The sequence below is a fragment of the Haloarcula sp. CBA1122 genome (assembly GCF_009741785.1).
GTDB lineage: Archaea > Halobacteriota > Halobacteria > Halobacteriales > Haloarculaceae > Haloarcula > Haloarcula hispanica.
Genome location: NZ_WPCB01000032.1, coordinates 1 through 17,019, shown reverse-complemented (window position 1 = coordinate 17,019; position 17,019 = coordinate 1). Strand labels below are relative to the sequence as shown.

Here is a 17,019-nt window from a genome sequence, read left to right as displayed (position 1 = left end):
TTGGTACTGCTGGGCGGACACCATAGACACGAAAAGACCGGGCGAGCCTACAGTTCCTCGGCGACCGCCTCGGCGTCAAGCAGGTCCGGGTCGACGACGAGGTCGGTCTGTCGGCTGGCGAAGTCCGGCAGGGAGCCCGCCGCGTAGACGACGACCCGGAGGTCGGGGGCAAGGTCCTTGGCGACGGCGATGGAGGTCGCCTGCGACATCTCGGTCAGCAGGTAGACCTCGGCCTCGTGGATGCCGGCTTCTTCGAGCCCGGGTCGGTTACCGACGTCGGCGACTGTGACCGTGTGGCCTTCGGCTTCGAGCGCGTCGGTGAGCGCGTTCGGGTCCGAGCCGACGAGAACCACCTTCATTCGTACTCGATAGTCGCTGGCGGTTTGTGGGTCACGTCGTAGACGACGCGGGCGACGTTCTCGTGCGCCCCGGTGATGCGCGACTGGATGCGCTGGAGCGTGTCCCAGTCGAGTTCCTGTGCGCGGGCGGTCATCCCGTCCCGGCTCTCGACGGAGCGGACGGCGACGACCCAGCCGTGGACGCGGTTGTCGCCCTTGACGCCCGTGGCCTTGCCGATGACGGCGGCCAGCGCCTGCCACGGCTCGTACTCCTCCAGTTCCTCCTCGACGACGTGGTTGGCCTCGCGGGCCACTTCCAGTTTCTCCTCGGTGACTTCGCCGATGATGCGGACGGCGAGGCCGGGGCCGGGGAACGGCATCCGCTCTGAGATTATCTCCTCGAGGTCGAGCGCCCGGGCGACCTCGCGGACCTCGTCCTTGTAGAGGTCCCGCATCGGCTCGACGATGCCCTCGAAGTCCACTACTTCGGGGAGGCCGCCGACGTTGTGGTGGGACTTGATCGTCCCCTCACTCTCGATGCGGTCGGGGTAGATGGTCCCCTGAACGAGGTAGTCGGCGTCGACGTCCTTCGCGACAGTCTCGAACTCCCGGATGAACTGCTCGCCGATGATGTGACGCTTCTCCTCGGGGTCGGTCTCGTCGCCGAGCGCATCGAGGAAGCGGTCCTGGGCGTCGACGATCCGCAGCGAGTCCATGTAGCTGAACGTCTCGCGTATCTGGTCGGTCTCGCCTTTCCGCATCAGCCCGGTGTCGACGTAGACCGGGGTGAGCTGGTCGCCGATGGCCTCGTAGGCCAGCGCGGCGGCCGTCGAGGAGTCGACGCCGCCCGACAGTGCGATGACGGCGTTCTTGTCGCCGATCTCGTCGGCGATCTCGGCTTTCGCGTCGGCGATGAACTCGTCGACGTTCACCATCAGTGGCTCACCTCCTCAGTCGTCACAGTGTGTGGATCGTCGCCGAGCACCGCTTCGAGCAGGCCGACGAAGGGCGGGCTAGCGCGTGTCGGTCGGGAGCGGAACTCCGGATGGAACTGCGTCCCGATGAAGTACGGGTGGTCCTCGGGCGCGAGTTCGAGTATCTCCATACGGTTTTCGGCGTAGCCAGAGAACTTCAGCCCGGCGGCTTCGAGGTCGTCGATGTACTCGGGATTGACCTCGTAGCGGTGGCGGTGCCGCTCCGTACAGGACTCGCCGCCGTACAGCGTCGCGGCAAGCGTGTTCGCGTCGATTTCGGTTTCGTGAGCACCCAGCCGCATCGTCCCGCCCATGTCCTCGATCTCGTACTGCTCGGGCAGGATGTCGATGACGGGGTGTGGGGTGTCTTCGTCCAGTTCGGCGGAATGGGCGTCGTCGAGGTCCAGTACGTTGCGGGCGTACTCGACGACGGCCATCTGGAATCCGAGACACAGCCCGAGGAATGGGATATCGTTCTCGCGGGCGTACCGAATCGCCTCGATTTTACCCTCCGTACCACGGGCACCGAAGCCACCCGGCACGACGATGGCGTCGGCCTCGCGCATCCGGTCAGCGTGGTGGTCGTTCATCTTCTCGGAGTTGACCCATTGGACGTTCACGTCGACGTTCTTCTCCAGGCCGGCGTGTTTCAGCGCCTCGTGGACGGACATGTAGGCGTCTTCGAGGTCGTACTTGCCGACGAGGGCAATATCGACTTCGCCCTCGGTGTTCTGGGTGACAAGGTCGCGCCAGCGGTTCTCCCGCTCGTCCTCGGGCAGGGCTTCGGTCGCGATGTCGAGTTCCTCCATCACGTACTGGTCGAGGCCTTCCTCCTCGACCATCAGCGGGACGTGGTAGATGTCGTCGACGTCGGGATTCGAGAAGACGGCTTCCGTCGGCACGTCACAGAACAGCGCGATCTTCTCTTTCGTGTCGATATCGAGTTTGTCCGAACAGCGGCCGACGAGAATGTCGGGCTGGAGCCCGATAGAGCGCAGTTCCTTCACGGAGTGCTGGGTCGGCTTGGTCTTCTGCTCGCCGTTTTTCGAGTAGGGAACGAGCGTGACGTGGGTAAAGAGAATATCGTCCTCGTCTTCCTCGTGGGCGAACTGACGGAGCGCTTCGAGATACGGCATCCCCTCGATGTCCCCGACGGTGCCGCCGACTTCGATGATACAGACGTCGTTGCCCTCGGCGGCCTCGCGGATGCGGCGTTTGATGTCGTCGGTAATATGCGGGATAATCTGGACCGTGCGACCGAGGTAGTCGCCGGACCGCTCCTTCTCGATGACGTGCTGGTAGGTCTTCCCCGTGGTGACGTTGTGGTCGAAGGTCATGTCGATGTCGAGGAAGCGCTCGTAGTTCCCCAGGTCGAGGTCGACCTCCCCGCCGTCTTTGAGCACGTACACCTCCCCGTGCTGGAAGGGGTTCATCGTACCGGCGTCGACGTTCAGATACGGGTCGATTTTGACCGCTGTAACGTCGAACCCGGCGTTTTTGAGTAATCTACCTGTGCTGGCGGCGGTGATGCCTTTCCCCAGGCCAGACATCACGCCACCGGTGACGAAGATGAACTTCCGACCCAGTTCCGGGTCGTAGTCCGTTTCGGGTTCGGTCGGCATACCGACGGTGAACCCCGCGTAGTCTAAACGGTTTCGGAGCGCGCACTGTTCGCCACCCCGTCGCAGTGTCAACGGGGCTACAGTGACGGCTGTGTGAGGACGCGCCATGCCGCCACGAGAACAGCCAGCGTCAGCGCCGAGAACAGCGCATCACCGGGACTAGAGCCGATGGCGATGAACAACAGGTAGCCGGCGACGAATCCACCCAGAAGCGAGACGACGCCGTGCCGTGTCGAGTGCGACACCGCCGCCCTGGTTCGTGTTGACATAGTTCATTATTTATCAGTATATAGTATAAATGTACCTTCGGCTGGTCGTCAGGACTTGAGCACGCCGGATTTGATAGCGACGTAGGTCCCGAGGCCCCCCAGCGAGGCGAGGACGAGCGCCCGGGCTGGTCCGCCCGCGACGAGCGCCGTCTGCATCAGGACTAGCAGCGCCACCAGTGTGGCGATAAACGAAACGGCAGCGAACGCGAGCGGGCGGTTCATGATCGGAGATTGGGCCGACAGCGCCTCTGTCTTTCGATACTGTCCGGTAGTCTCGGGTCCCGGCAGTCGGATTCAACACCGGCTACAGGTGGTCACGGAGAAACGGCCCAACAGTCTCACCGACACGGCCGCTCTGGCCGACGAAGTGGTGGTCGGCCGGCAGTCGCTCGACGGCCTGTCCCAGTTCGGTGGCCCGGTCGACGACCGGCTCCCAGTCCACAGTGTCGTCGCGCTCGCCGACCACGACCTGTACCGGGCAGTCGATAGCGTCGAGCGCGGCGACAGCATCGAGATGGGCGGTCAGTCCGGCCGGCGGAGCGAGGACGGAGAGGACCGACGGCTCGGACTCGCTATCGAGTTCGGCGGCCGCACAGAGCGCCACAGCTGCGCCGAAACTGTAGCCAAACAGGCCGACGGCGTCGGCCCGCTCGCTCGCCCACGCCAGCGCGTTCTCGGCGTCGACCCGCTCGCCGCGGCCCTCGTCCCACGCGCCGTAGTCGAAGCGGAGACAGCCGACATCAGGGGCCAGTGCGTCGCTAACCGCGTTCAGGCGCGTGTCCGACCGCTTACCGCCGTACTGTGGATGGGGCGGGCACGCAACGACGATAGCGTCCGACCCGGGTCGTCGAGCGTCGCGGTGACGTCTCGCCCGCCCGGAATCCCGACGGTAGTCATACGTGTTCACTCGCCAGCCCTCTGTAAGAAATTTAAGGTTGGAGAGACCAATGCGCATATATGGGAATCCTCTCGCGCGCGTCGTACGTCATCCGCTCGAAACTCAACGCCGTCCTGAACCGAGCGGAGGACCCGACAGAGACCCTCGACTACAGCTACGAGCAGTTGCGTGACGAACTGCAGGACGTCAAGCAGGGCATCGCGGACCTGACGACCCAGAAGAAACGACTGGAGATACAGAAGCGCCGCCTCGAAGAGAACGTCGAGAAGCACAATGAGCAGGCGCGCCAGGCCGTCGAGCAGGACCGAGAGGACCTTGCCCGCCAGGCGCTAGAGAAGAAAAAGCAGAAGATGAGCCAGATCGAGGATCTGGAGGGCCAGATACAGGACCTGCAGAGCCAGCAGGACCAGCTAGTCGAGCAGAAAGACGAACTCCAGAAACAGATCGAGCAGTTCCGGACCAAGAAGGAGACGATGAAGGCCCGCCACGAGGCCGCGAAGGCGTCGGCGCGCGTCAACGAGGCAATGACCGGCGCTGGCGACGAGATGCAGGACATCAATCAGGCTATCGAGCGCGCAGAGGAACGCACCGAGGACATGGAGGCCCGCTCGCAGGCGATGGACGAACTCCGCGAGGATGGCGTCCTCGAAAGTCAGATATCGGATGAGAGTTCGCTGGAGCGGGAGCTTGAGGAAGTCCGACAGAAAGGCTCAGTCGACGCCGAACTCGACACGCTGAAAGCCGAGATGGGGAAAGCCGAGGACGGCGACAGCGGGTCAAGCGACGCGGACGTCTCCGAGGCCGAACTGGAGAAGGAACTCACGGACGAGAGTACGCAGGTCGACGTCGACGAGAGCGAGGTCGAGTCAGAACTCGACGAACTGAAAGAAGACGAAAAGTAGCGCCGCCGCCGCGGGATTTTTACAGCGGCCAGACGACAGACACCGAGAGCGTCGTGACGACGCACAGAAGGAGCTGTAGCGGGCCGCCGACGCGCAGGAAGTCGGTAAAGCGGTACCCGCCGGGGCCGTACACCATCAGGTTCGTCTGATAGCCGATGGGTGTCAGGAACGCCGTTGCGACTGCGAACGTCACGACGACGAGGAACGGGAACCCGGCGACGCCGATCTCGGCGGCGGTAGCGACGGCAATCGGAATCATCAGCACGACGGTCGCGGCCGGAGTGATGACGCTGGCGAGGACGGCCGTCAGGAGGTACACCAGCGCCAGCAGCGCGAGCGGCGGGAGGACGCCGGCCGCGTCGACGAGGAGGCCACCGACGAACGCGGCCCCGCCGGTCGCTTGCATCGCCTGCCCCAGCGGGAGCAGTCCGGCAAGCAGGAACACGATGTTCCAGCTCACCGCGTCGTAGGCCTTCGATGCGCTCAGCGTGCCGGTCGCGACCGTGGCGACGACGCCGCCGAGTGCGGCGATGTAGATTGGAAGCAGATCCAGCGCCGCGAGCGCGATGACTGCGAGCAGGGTCGCGAGCGGACCGCCGCCGCGGCGTCGAGCGACGGCGGGCCGCCGTCGAGCGCGTCGAACAACTCCGGGGGACCCTCGGTCAAGACCAGGTACCCCTCGTCCTGCAGGTGGCCCACCTCGTCGAGAGGCGTCTGGAGCAAGAGCAGGTCGCCAGCGGACAGCTCGACCGCCGCGAGGTTCTCGTGGATGATCTCGTCGCCGCGGCGGACGGCGAGGACCGTCACGTCGAACCGACTGCGCAGTTGCACGTCGGCGAGCCGCCGCCCGCGGAGCCGGGACTCCCTGTGAATGACGGCCTCCGCGAGAACGGCCGGATGGCCGCTCTCTGCCAGGAGGTCCGCCGTGACGGACTCGCGGGCGAGGTCCCGAAGGTCGAGCGTCTGGGCGAACTGATTGACGGCCTGTCGGTTCCCGCGGACGGTCAGCACGTCGCCGGGTTCGAGCGGTCGGTCGGTGGCCGTCGCGAAGAACGACTCGCCGTTGCGGTCGATCTGGAGCACATCGATGTCAAGCGGGTCGCTCGCGGCGAGGACCTGTTCGACGGTGGCCTCGGTCGGCAGCGACTCTCCCGCATCGACTACGTCCGCGACTGCTTCGACCACGTCGTCGGGGACACCGCCTTCCAGCGCCTCCTGCACCGTCAGTCCGACCAGCGGCGACGAGTCCCGCACCTGTAACTGCGACAGGTGGCGGTCCATGTCGAACTCCTCCGTGAAGTCGGCCGCGGGGTGGACCCGTTCGGGAACGAGCGCCCGACCGACTGTCAGCAGATAGGCCACGCCGACGGCGAGGATGACGACGCCGACGGGCGTCAGCGAGAACATCGAGAACGGTCGGCCAAGCAACTGCGCCGAGAGGTCGCTGGCGAGGAGGTTCGTCGAGGTACCGACCAGCGTGAGCGTCCCGCCGAGCATCGCGGCGAAAGAGAGCGGCAACAGCAGGTTCGACGGCGAGATACCGTATCGCTCCGAGAGCCCGGTGACCAGCGGGATGAAGACCGCGACCACCGGCGTGTTGTTGACGAATCCCGCGCTGACGCCCGTCGTGCCCACGATGGCGGCGAGCAGGCGCTGCTCGTCGCCGCCGGTCAGCGCCGCCAGTTTGCCAGCTAACCAGTCGACGACGCCGGCCGACTCGACGCCGGCGCTGAGGATGTACATCGCGACGATAGTGACCACCGCCGGGCTGGCGAATCCCTCGATGGACGTCCGTGCCGGGACGCCGGTGTACGGTTCCAGCACGACCAGCGCGACGAGGACGGCGACGGCTGTCATGTCCGGGGGTAGCCACTCGGTGACGAACAGCGTCAGGGCGGCGGCGACGAGCGCGAAGACCACGAGCGCACCCGTCGAGAGCGGGGCCATACCACTTCCCTCGGTGGATGGGGGCAAAAGCGTCGGGGGCGATTCCGGCCGATCACCCCGCCGGTGGACGGCTGGGACAGGCGACCGGTCTCACTCCGGGTTCGGCGCGTAGCCCGCCCCGACGCGAAGCGTGAGGGCGCGCTCGCGCACCGACAGCGACAGCGTTTCGTGCGTGCTGAGTTCGCCGTCGCGGCTGAACGTCAGTTCGTCGCCGTCGCCGCTAACCGAGATCTCGTCGGCCCGGACGTGGGTCACCCCGTCGGTGTCGAGCGCCAGCAGTCGCTGGCCGATGGCCTCCGCGACGAGGTTGCCCGTGGGCATTTGTTCGACGATAGCCACGTCGAGCAGGCCGTCTTCCATGTTCGCCTGCCCGCCCTCTGCGACGAACTTGCGGGCGTTGCCCACCAGCAGGCACGTAGCCTCGCCCGACCACGTGAACGGGCCGTCTTCGCCGACGGCCTCGATAGTAAGGTCGAGCCCGTCGAAACGAAGCGCTTCCTGTGCCCCGGTGATGAGAAACGCCAGCGTGCCGAACCGTTCTTTGAGCTCCCCGGGGGTCGAGACGCTGGCGTCGGCGGGGAGCCCGGCGATACAGGAGACCAGAAACGGCTCGTCACCGGCGACTCCCACGTCGACCGTTCGTGTCTCGCCGGTGTCGGCGATTTCGACACCGTGTTCGATGTCCGTGACGCCGATGTTCCCGGCCAGGAGGTTCGCCGTTCCGGCCGGGATGACGCTCAGCGTCACCGAGTCGAGGTGGCCGGCGTCGTCGAGCCCACGGATGACCTCGTTCACCGTCCCGTCGCCGCCACAGACGGCGACCTCCGAAGCTTCGGCTCGACCCGCCTCGCGGCCGAGTTCGACCGCGTCGCCCGCCGCCTCGGTTTCGTACACCTCGAACCCGCGCGCCGCCATCAGCCGCGGGACGTAGTCGGCGTGCTCGCCGTCGCCACTGACGGGGTTGAGGATACACCGACGCGAGCCAATCTGCATGGTACTAGCGAGTCCGGTCCGGCACTTATACCGTGGTGATGTGCGGCGGCGTCAGTCCCAGTCGACGTCGACGCGCCGGTCCGTCTCGCGGAGAATGAAGGGACCGATAGCGAGCGTTCGTTTGGTTATCGTGACGATACGGAGGATGTACGATATCAGGACCGTGAACGGAAGCAGCGATGCTGTCGTCGTCACCGCGAGGAGCCACAACACGTCGGGGACGCCGGCCGTGACGCCGACGAAATCTTGCACATCGAGGAACAATAACGAGGTGATTGCGACGGTAAGCGCCGGGATAGCGACGTACAGCAATGTCCGGGAAAGGTCGGACAGTTCCCACTGAAAGTACAGCGTCTTGAAGTGTTCCCGGGCCAGGCCGAACAGTTCGAGCGTCTCGACGAGTTCCGCAAGCGAGTCGTCGATCTCGTCGGTGAGTTCGTCGGCGTAGGCCTCGCGGATGCGTCGACCGGCGTACAGCTTCCAGGAGTAGTTGTAGTCCAGCGCGGCCTTGACGACGTCGAACTCGCCGAAGGTCCCGTCTTCGAGCTGAGCGGTGACGCTGTCGGCGTTGGTCAGCACGTCCGCCAGATAGTTCGACAGCAACGCCGCCAGGTCGTCATCGAGCGTCGCCTCCTCGGCGGCGTTCCGAGCATTCTCGGCCCGTTCGGCGGTCCCGCGGACCAGCGACCGGAGGAACGCCGAGGGCTCTGCCGGACTGACTGGCGTGTCGACGGCGTCGGCCACGTCGGCGCGGAACTGCATCGACCCGTCCATCCGCTCGCGCTGATCGCCCACTGCACCGAGTTCCTGTGACAGGACGAGCTGGTTCAGTGTCAGAACCAGCGTAACGGCGGTTACAGTCCCCGTAATCAGCGCCTGAAACAGCGTTTCGACCGGGTCACCACGAGTCAACAGCGTCAATGCCGGTGTGGGATGCAAAAGTCCGACGGCGAGAATCCCACAGAACAGGACACCGGAGAGGAGGGCAGTGACGAGCCAGCGGTCCGCGTCGAGCAGGAGCCAGAGAAGTCGGGTGTCACCGGTGGCGCGCTCCCGCATGGTATCGCTCGACGCTCCACTGTCAGTGGTCATACAGGTCGGCTCGCCCGCCGGGGATAAAAGGGCGTGCCTGGCAGATGCCAGAAAGCCAGTACACCGTCGGTGAGAATCGGCCGAACGAACTGCAGCTATCGGCCGGCGAGGAACGTCACAGCGGTCCGCTGCTGCTCGACCTCGGTTTCGAGGTGGTCGCGGAACTCGGCGATGTCGATGTCCTTCTCCTCGCGTTCCTTGCGGTCCCGGACCGAGATGGTCCCGGCCTCCTCCTCGTTGTCGCCGATGACACACATGTAGGGCACGCGGTCGTCGTGGGCCTGCTGGATCTTCTTGCCGACCGTCCAGGAGCGGTCCTCGATGGTGACCCGGAAGTCGTCGAGTTCGTCCTGAATCTCCTCGCAGTAGGCGATGTTGTCGTCGCTGACCGGCAGCAAGCGGATCTGTTCGGGGGCGAGCCACGGCGGGAACTTCCCGTTGTAGTGCTCGGTCAGCACCATGAAGAACCGCTCGTAGGAGCCATACAGCGCGCGGTGGATCATCACCGGGCGGTGCTCCTCGTTGTCCTCGCCGGTGTAGGAGAGGTCGAACCGCTCCGGCATGTTGAAATCCAGCTGGACAGTCGGGCCGTCCCAGTGGCGACCGAGCGCGTCCTCGAAGGCGAAGTCGATCTTCGGGCCGTAGAACGCGCCGTCGCCTTCTTCGACGACGTAGTCGATGTCCTGCTCGTCGAGGACGGCCTCCAGTTGGGATTCGGCTTTCTCCCAGATTTCGTCGCCGCCGACGGACTTCTCCGGCCGGGTAGCGAACTGGACGGTGTAGTCGAGGTTGAACGTGTCCAGCGTGTCGAGGATGATGTCGACCGTCGCCAGCACTTCCTCCTCAATCTGGTCCGGCCGAACGAACAGGTGGCCGTCGTCGATGGTAAAGGCCCACGTCCGGGAGAGCCCGGAGAGTTCGCCGCGCTGCTCTTTGCGGTACACCTTCCCGTCCTCGAAGTACCGCACCGGCAGGTCCCGGTAGCTCCAGGAATTCTGCTCGAAGATGGTGGCGTGGCCGGGACAGTTCATCGGCTTCAGGCCGTACTCCTCGTCGTTGACATCGAGCAGGAACATGTCGTCAACGTAGTTCTCGTAGTGGCCCGACTTCTTCCAGAGTTCGGTGCGGAAGACGTGGGGCGTCTCGACCTCGTCGTAGCCGGCGTCGCGGTTGAGGCCGGCGACGTAGTCCGACAGCTCGTTGAGGATCTTCTTGCCGTTGGGTTCGTACAGCGGCAGGCCCGGCCCGGTCGTCTCGTCGATGGAGAACAGGTCCATCTCCTGGCCGATCTTGCGGTGGTCGCGCTCCTCGGCCTTGCGGCGCTGTTCGAGGAACTCGTCGAGCGCGTCCTCCGTCGGGAAGGCGGTCCCGTAGACGCGGGTCAGCGTCTCGTTGTCCTCCTCGCCGCGCCAGAAGGCCGCCGAGATTTCAAGCAGCGCGAAGCCGCCGATTTCACCGGTCGATTCGACGTGGGGGCCCTGACAGAGGTCCTCGAACTCGCCTTGGGTGTAGAAGGAGACGTCCTCGTCGTCCGCGGCCTCGGTTTCGAGGATGTCTTGTTTGAACTGATTGTCCTCGTAACGCTCGAAGGCTTCGTCTCGGTCGACGAGTTCGCGCTCGATGTCGAGGTCCTCCTCGATTATCGCCTCGGCTTCGGCCTCGATGGCTTCGAGGTCGTCCTCGTCGATGTCGACGTCGGTGATGTCGTAGTAGAACCCGTTGTCGGTCCACGGCCCGATTGTGAGCTTGGCATCGGGATAGAGGCGCTGTAGGGCCTGTGCGAAGACGTGGGCGGCGGAGTGCCGAAGCACGTCGAGATACTCGTCACTGCTCTCGGTGACGATTTCGAGCTCGACGTCGGCTGTCAACGGCGCGTGCTTGTCGACAAGTTCGCCGTCGACGACGCCGGCGACCGTGTCGTCACCCAGCCCTGGCCCGATTTCGTAGGCGACATCCTCGACCGTGCTGCCGCGCTCGACCTCTAGTGGGGTCCCGTCGGGCAGCGTGACCGTGACCGTACTCATATCCGAGGATACGACGGCGGCCGGGGATAAGTGTATTGAGACGCGGGCGACGCTGGCGTTACTCTGGCAACAGCGGGTCCGAGTCCTCGTCGATAGCGTCGACTGCCGGCAGGTCAGACTGCGTCGGCGGTTGTGCCGCACTCGCCCGTTCCAGCGATGAAAACGTCGATTCGTCTTCCCCTTCGAGCATGGTGAGCCGGTCCCTGACAGTGACCGTCTCCCCGTCGGCTGTGTGCGGCGTCACGCACCTGAGCTTCGCTCCGTCGTACTCGGCTAATAGTTGGATCGGGAACACGAGCGCGCGGTACTGCTCTCCCGTTATTTCCGAATCTACCGACCGCACCCGGAACGCTGGGTCGAGTGAACAGTCGTTTCGTTTTGCCCACTCCTGAAAGACGCTAACTCGGTTGAGTGCGAATAGCCCGAGCTCAGTCCGTGCCTCCGCTGGTGTGGACGGGATCTGCCGGCCAATTACCTGAACGGCAATATCTGACAGAACGTCAGCGTCCGACAGTCCCTGAAGCCGGTCGATGACCGCAGCCTGTTGCTGCGTGTGCCCGTCGGGCAGGAGTGAACGAACGTACAGTTCTGCCCGTGTCTCGTCTGGCTGCGTGCTCCCCTGCATCGTATAGAAATTAATGGACAGCGACCGGCAAAAGTATTCCTGTTGACAAATAATGGTTAGAACGATTATACACTGAACGACGGAAGGTGAATCAACGGTTTCACCGTCGGTTGGACAGCCACGGACCGCGTCAACGTGATAGGGAGTACTATGTGGGCACAGTTCGCATGAGAAGCCGGATATGTACGATTCGGTGCTCGTAGCCACAGACGGCAGTTCGGGTACGACGGAGACGCTCGCACACGCCACCTCTATCGCGCGCGACAACGACGCGACCCTCCACGGCCTGTACGTCGTGGACAAGCGGCTGTACCTTGCGGCCGACAAGTCCAATCAGGACGAAGTGCGGCAGTCGCTGGAGGAAGAGGGGGACGTCGCGCTCGACGACATCGTGGTCAGCGGCGAGGAGTCCGGCGTCGAGGTCGTCACAACCATGGAAGAGGGCATTCCCCACAAGACGATCACCGACTACGCCGAGCAGGAGGATATAGATCTCATCGTGATGGGGACCCACGGTCGAACCGGACGGGACCGGGTCGCCAATCTCGGGAGCGTCACCGAGCGCGTTGTGCAGAGCGCGCCCGTCCCCGTCCTCGTGGTCCACATCGAATAGCTCAGGTGGGGTACCGTTCGTATCGCGGACGTGGTCGGCGGCGGACAGACCACCAGGAACACCCCGTTCTGACCGGTATCTTTTCGAGCCGCCGACACGATGGGAGCAGTATGGACAGCCGAGAGTACACCTTCGAGGGAGCCACGCCGGACATCCACGGATACGCCCACGTCAGCCGCGAGGCGACGCTGGTGGGCGACGTCACTGTCGGCCCGAACGCGAACGTCTGGCCCGGCGTCGTGTTGCGCGGCGACGTGGCGCCCGTCGAGGTGGGCCGCGAATCGGCGATCGGTGACGGGGCTATCGTCCACGCATCGACCGTCGGCAAGAAGGTGATGGTCGGCCACGGAGCCGTCCTCAACGACGCAGCGGTCAAGGACGGGGCGCTCGTTGGCTTCAACTCGACAGTCAGCGACGCCACCATCGGCGAGGGCTCCATCGTCGCGATGGGGACGGTCGTCCCGCCGGGCTACGAGGTTCCTGCGGAGTCGTTCGTCCGTGGGAGCCCGGCCACGGTGACACCGCTGTCAGAGACAACAATCGACCCGAACGAGGTGTTCGAGGCGTTCAGCTCCGGCGATTACGCCAACCTCGCGGCCCGCCACGAGGATCTCTTCGAGTAACACCGGGTATCAACGCTGGAGACACACGACGGGTCACTTATAGTGGAAGAGCCCACACAGTACCGAGCATGGACGATATCGTCGACCTGGTGACCCGGTCGCTCGCCGACGACACTGCCGCCGAGTTCACTGAGCGGGTCGACGAACAGGCGATGCAGCTCCGGAGAGCCATCGAGGCCGGGGAGTTCGACAACGAAGCGTTCTCCGTCGGCCTGGAGATCGAACTGTACGCCATCAACGCGGAGCCGGACCCACCCGAGCCAGACGAGGAAGCAGACGACGAGGGAGTCGCCGAAGAAGACCTCGACGACGACCTGAGCGGATCGGGCGGGGCGGCCTGGAGCGGCTCACTCGACGCGCCGGCGGAGCCAGAAGGCGGCGGTGGCGCATCGCTGGAACCAAACGGTGACGGCCCGTCGCTGGAGCCAGACGAGAGCGACCCGCTAGAATCCGCCGGCGGTGAGTCATTGGACCAGAACGCCGGCGAAACCGCTGCCGAGTCCGAGGATTCGTTCGGTCCCGGGGAAGGACCGTCACTCGACATCGACCCGGACAGCCCGCTGGCCGAGGACGAACCGGAGACGCCAGAGGAGGAGGAGGCCGAACCGGCCGTCGAGTCGTCAGTCGAGGAAGAAAGTGACGAGCCGTACATGGACCCCGAAGACTGGAAGGGGCGGCTGACCCGCCTGCCCGACGTGGTGTTCGAGGGCGAGGCCAACAAGGAACTGGGCCTGCACAACGCCGAGGTCAACACCGAACCGAACAGCTTCGACCAGACCGGGATGGAGGTCCAGACGACGGCGGTGGAGATGCAGACGAAACAGGCCCGCCAGCAGGCGAGCAAGCACAACTGCGAACTCGTCCTCGACGCGATGTGGACCATCCCGCCCGAGGAGGGCAGCGAACAGTACCTCTCGGCGCATGAAACGAACGACGGGGTCGTCCTCGCGGACAACATGCGGCAGGCCCCCAGATACGTGGCGCTGGACAACGAGGCGCTGGACCACGCCGGCGGCAGTATCGACTTCGACGTTCCGGGGCACAGCGGGTCGTTCCCGACGATTCTGTTCGAGTCGCTGGCCACCTCGATCCAGCCACACCTTCAGGTTCCGGATGCCGAGGCGTTCCCCGAGTACTACAACGCCGCGATACGGACGCTCGGGCCGCTGCTCGCGCTCTCGGTGAACTCGCCGTTCCTCCCCGCGGACATGTACGACGACACCGACGGCGAGTGGCTCTGTGACAACACCCATCACGAACTCCGCATCGCGGCCTTCGAGCAGTCGGTCAACACCAGCAAGAACCCGAAAGTCCGGGTCCCGCAGGACCTCGACGACACGACGGATGTCGTCGGTCGCGTCGTCGACGACGACCTGTTCGCGCCGTTCCTGCGGGAGTTCCTGCACGACGACGAGCGAACGGCGTTCGAAGACGAGTTCTGGGAGTTCGACCACAAGCGCGGGACCTACTGGCGCTGGCTCCGCTGTGTCGTCGGCGGAGCCCCCGTCGACGGGGCAAGCACTGAAAAGTCGCTTCGCATCGAGTACCGCCCGCTGCCGACCCAGCCCCACGCCAAAGACATGATCGGACTGCAGGCGCTGACGGTCGGTCTCATCCGCGGGCTGGTCGTCGCCGACCATCCCGCCGCGGAACTGCCCTGGCAGGAGGCCAGGCGGAGCTTCTACAGCGCCGCGCAGGACGGCTCTGAGGCCGACCTCTCGTGGGTGACAGCCGAGGGCGAGCGAACAGCCGACCACGACGAGATCTACGACGAAATCTTCGAGTACGCCCGTCTGGGGCTGGCCGAGCAGGGCGTGCCCGAGGCTCGCATCGACGAGTATCTCGACCCGATTGAAGCCCGCTACGAGGCCGGCATGACCCCGAGCGACTGGAAGATCGACCGGGTTCGACAGTCCCTCGATTCCGGCGACGACCTCTCGACGGCCATCCAGTCGATGCAGCGGGACTACATCGAGGCGAGCCGCGAGCACCACTCCTTTGCGGAGTGGCTGTAAGCGACCAGTCCCACGGCGGCAAGGAGTCGGCAACCCTGCCGGATGGCGGGTATTTATTCGGGTGACGCCGTTATATTCGGGTGATGGTATCCACAGGCGACACAGCGCCGGACATCTCGGCGACAATCGCGAACGGTGAGGTAGCGGACTTCGAACTGAGCGACCACCTGGGCGACGGGCCGGTCGTGCTCGCCTTCTTCCCGGGCGCGTTCACGCCGCCGTGCTCCAACGAGATGGTGGCCCTGCAGGAGCACCTCGGGGACTTCCACGACGCCGGCGCGACGGTGCTCGGCCTCAGCGCCGACTCGGCGTTCTCGCTGAACTCCTTCCGCGACGAGCACGGTCTGGAGTTCGACCTGGTCAGCGACATGGGCCGGTCGGCGATTCAGGACTACGACCTCGAAATCGACATCGAAGACCTCGGGCTGCTCGGCGTCGCGAACCGCGCCGTGTTCGTCGTCGACGACGACGGCGAAGTCTCCTATAGCTGGGTCGCCGACGACCCGACCAACGAGCCGGACTACGACGAACTGCTGGACGCCGTCGAGTCGGCGTAAACGGGCCACATAATACTCCGAACCGAATTTTTATCGGTACTGTCTCACAGCTACGCGTCTCGCGCCCGCCGAGCACCGGTGCCGGCCGACACCGCAGCGAGGTCGAACACGGCACCGTCGAGCGGCACGCCGGCGTAGGGGTCCGATGCCAACAGGAGCGCCCCGTCGAGGTCGACGTAGTCGACAAGCGGCGCGAGGTGGACCGCCGCGGCAATGCTGGCGTTTGACTCGACCATGCAGCCGAGCATCGAGTCGAGACCGTGCGCGTCGGCGGCGTGGAGGAGCCGCATTGCGGGCCGGAGACCGCCGCATTTGACCAGTTTGGCGTTGACGATGTCGCAGGCGTCGGCGACCCGTGGCACGTCCGACGCGGTGACGCAGGACTCATCGGCAGCGACGGGGATATCGGTCGCGTCGGTCACGCGGCGGAGGCCGTCGATGTCGTCGGCTTCGACCGGCTGTTCCAGCATCGTGACGCCGGCGTCGGCGAGCCACGCAGTCTTATCGATAGCCTCCCCGGCGGTCCAGGCGGCGTTGGCGTCGACGCGTACCTCGGCGTCGGGGGCCGCGTCCCGGACCGCGTCCAGTCGCGCCCGGTCGTCGTCGGTTCCGAGTTTGACCTTCAGGTGGCCGAAGCCGTTGCCCGCCGCTTTCCTGGCCTTCTCGGCCATCCGCTCGGGCGAGTCGATGCCGACCGTATAGGTCGTCGGCGGGACAGCGTCAGGGTCGAGTCCCCACTGGCGGTACAGCGGCAGGTCCAGGCTTCGAGCGGCGAGGTCGTGGACGGCGATGGAGAGTGCCATCCGGGCAGCAGGCTGATTCGGCGCTTGCTCGCCGAGTTCTCGTTCAATATGCTGCTGGGCGTGCGGGTCGCCGATGCGGGCGACGGTCTCACAGAGCGAGGGCAGCGTTTCGGCCACTGACTGCGCGCTCTCGTCGTAGTACGCCGACGGCGTGACAGCCCCGATGCCGGTGGTTCCCTCGTGGGTGAGTTCGACCACGACGGTCTCGCTGGTCTCGCTGGTCTCCCGCGAGATGCCGAACGGGTTCGACAGCGGCAGGTCGTGGCGGTCGACAGTCCAGTTCATAGGATGGCGTCCAGCACCTCGTCGGGGACGCCGTGGCGGACGGGGTCCGTCGCCGGTGCGCCGAGGGATTCGCTGTACCCCGCGACAGCATCCGCGGCCTCGCTGTCGTCGAGATGGCGCGTGTTCAGCATCCCCGCGACGACTGACGCGTCCGAGATAGGCGCGGCCAGCCGCTCGTAGATGTCGACGTACTCGGGGAGCGGTGGAATGTCGAAGGACTCGTAGCCGTGAATCGCCTCGCGGCCGGCCTCGTGGCACATGACGAGCGCGTCGGGAGCCGACCCGTGGAGGATGCTCGTCGTCACGCCCGAATAGGCCGGGTGGGCAAGCGCGCCCTGACCCTCGACCACGAGGAGGTCCGCCGCCTGTGCCGCTTCGACCAGTCGCTCGACAGCGCCGGCGGCGTAGTCGGCGATGACGCGGTCGACGACGATGCCCC

At 65.3% G+C, this 17,019-nt stretch carries 16 protein-coding genes and 2 pseudogenes; 5 read left to right on the top strand and 13 right to left on the bottom strand.

Annotated features, from left to right (window positions below):
• Positions 1-47: 47 nt before the first annotated feature.
• From GJ630_RS13035 to GJ630_RS13015, 6 genes and pseudogenes are all read right to left on the bottom strand, one after another.
• A complete protein-coding gene (locus tag GJ630_RS13035) occupies positions 48-359 on the bottom strand; it encodes a CTP/GMP synthase operon protein (protein WP_023843141.1) in 312 nt (103 codons plus the stop codon).
• Entirely contained in the window at positions 356-1,273 is a 918-nt protein-coding gene (gene guaA / locus GJ630_RS13030) for a glutamine-hydrolyzing GMP synthase (protein WP_008310611.1), read from the bottom strand. The genes GJ630_RS13035 and guaA overlap by 4 nt, the downstream gene beginning before the upstream one ends.
• Positions 1,273-2,934, bottom strand: coding sequence for a CTP synthase (locus GJ630_RS13025; RefSeq protein WP_044951697.1), 1,662 nt, complete (start codon positions 2,932-2,934; stop codon positions 1,273-1,275). The genes guaA and GJ630_RS13025 overlap by 1 nt, the downstream gene beginning before the upstream one ends.
• Positions 2,935-3,011: 77 nt before the next feature.
• On the bottom strand, positions 3,012-3,203 hold the full coding sequence (locus tag GJ630_RS13020; protein ID WP_008310615.1) for a hypothetical protein: 192 nt from the start codon (positions 3,201-3,203) through the stop codon (positions 3,012-3,014).
• 48 nt (positions 3,204-3,251) lie between these two features.
• Positions 3,252-3,425, bottom strand: a complete 174-nt coding sequence (locus tag GJ630_RS19595; RefSeq protein ID WP_014039646.1) for a hypothetical protein — start codon at positions 3,423-3,425, stop codon at positions 3,252-3,254.
• An 82-nt stretch (positions 3,426-3,507) separates the two neighbouring features.
• Positions 3,508-4,100: pseudogene (locus tag GJ630_RS13015) on the bottom strand (alpha/beta hydrolase).
• A gap of 60 nt (positions 4,101-4,160) precedes the next feature.
• Between GJ630_RS13015 and GJ630_RS13010 the strand changes: the two are divergent.
• Positions 4,161-5,003 (top strand): PspA/IM30 family protein, encoded by an 843-nt coding sequence (locus tag GJ630_RS13010; protein ID WP_014039644.1) that lies wholly within the window; start codon positions 4,161-4,163, stop codon positions 5,001-5,003.
• Positions 5,004-5,022: 19 nt separating this feature from the next.
• On the opposite strand, the pseudogene GJ630_RS13005 reads toward GJ630_RS13010, so the two are convergent.
• From GJ630_RS13005 to GJ630_RS12985, 5 genes and pseudogenes are all read right to left on the bottom strand, one after another.
• Positions 5,023-6,950: pseudogene (locus GJ630_RS13005) on the bottom strand (SLC13 family permease).
• Between the two features lie 90 nt (positions 6,951-7,040).
• Positions 7,041-7,943, bottom strand: coding sequence for a diacylglycerol kinase family protein (locus GJ630_RS13000; RefSeq protein ID WP_064288268.1), 903 nt, complete (start codon positions 7,941-7,943; stop codon positions 7,041-7,043).
• A gap of 51 nt (positions 7,944-7,994) precedes the next feature.
• Entirely contained in the window at positions 7,995-9,035 is a 1,041-nt protein-coding gene (locus GJ630_RS12995; protein ID WP_050037612.1) for a hypothetical protein, read from the bottom strand.
• Between the two features lie 95 nt (positions 9,036-9,130).
• A complete protein-coding gene (gene thrS / locus GJ630_RS12990; protein WP_014039640.1) occupies positions 9,131-11,059 on the bottom strand; it encodes a threonine--tRNA ligase in 1,929 nt (642 codons plus the stop codon).
• 58 nt (positions 11,060-11,117) lie between these two features.
• On the bottom strand, positions 11,118-11,684 hold the full coding sequence (locus GJ630_RS12985; RefSeq protein ID WP_191450013.1) for an HTH domain-containing protein: 567 nt from the start codon (positions 11,682-11,684) through the stop codon (positions 11,118-11,120).
• A gap of 181 nt (positions 11,685-11,865) precedes the next feature.
• Between GJ630_RS12985 and GJ630_RS12980 the strand changes: the two genes are divergently transcribed.
• The 4 genes from GJ630_RS12980 to GJ630_RS12965 all read left to right on the top strand — a co-directional run bounded on the left by GJ630_RS12980 (position 11,866) and on the right by GJ630_RS12965 (position 15,492).
• Positions 11,866-12,297 (top strand): universal stress protein, encoded by a 432-nt coding sequence (locus tag GJ630_RS12980; RefSeq protein WP_014039638.1) that lies wholly within the window; start codon positions 11,866-11,868, stop codon positions 12,295-12,297.
• A 110-nt stretch (positions 12,298-12,407) separates the two neighbouring features.
• Positions 12,408-12,920 (top strand): gamma carbonic anhydrase family protein, encoded by a 513-nt coding sequence (locus tag GJ630_RS12975; protein WP_151102951.1) that lies wholly within the window; start codon positions 12,408-12,410, stop codon positions 12,918-12,920.
• A 68-nt stretch (positions 12,921-12,988) separates the two neighbouring features.
• A complete protein-coding gene (locus GJ630_RS12970) occupies positions 12,989-14,935 on the top strand; it encodes a hypothetical protein (protein ID WP_191450012.1) in 1,947 nt (648 codons plus the stop codon).
• 83 nt (positions 14,936-15,018) lie between these two features.
• Positions 15,019-15,492: a peroxiredoxin gene (locus tag GJ630_RS12965; protein WP_044951693.1), complete on the top strand. Its 474-nt coding sequence runs from the start codon at positions 15,019-15,021 to the stop codon at positions 15,490-15,492.
• A gap of 50 nt (positions 15,493-15,542) precedes the next feature.
• On the opposite strand, the gene GJ630_RS12960 is transcribed toward GJ630_RS12965, so the two are convergent.
• Together GJ630_RS12960 and GJ630_RS12955 are read right to left on the bottom strand one after the other, a co-directional pair.
• On the bottom strand, positions 15,543-16,580 hold the full coding sequence (locus tag GJ630_RS12960; RefSeq protein ID WP_191450011.1) for a dipeptide epimerase: 1,038 nt from the start codon (positions 16,578-16,580) through the stop codon (positions 15,543-15,545).
• A partial coding sequence (locus GJ630_RS12955; RefSeq protein WP_191450010.1) for an NAD-dependent epimerase/dehydratase family protein occupies positions 16,577-17,019 on the bottom strand: 443 nt, incomplete at its 5' end. The genes GJ630_RS12960 and GJ630_RS12955, both read right to left, overlap by 4 nt.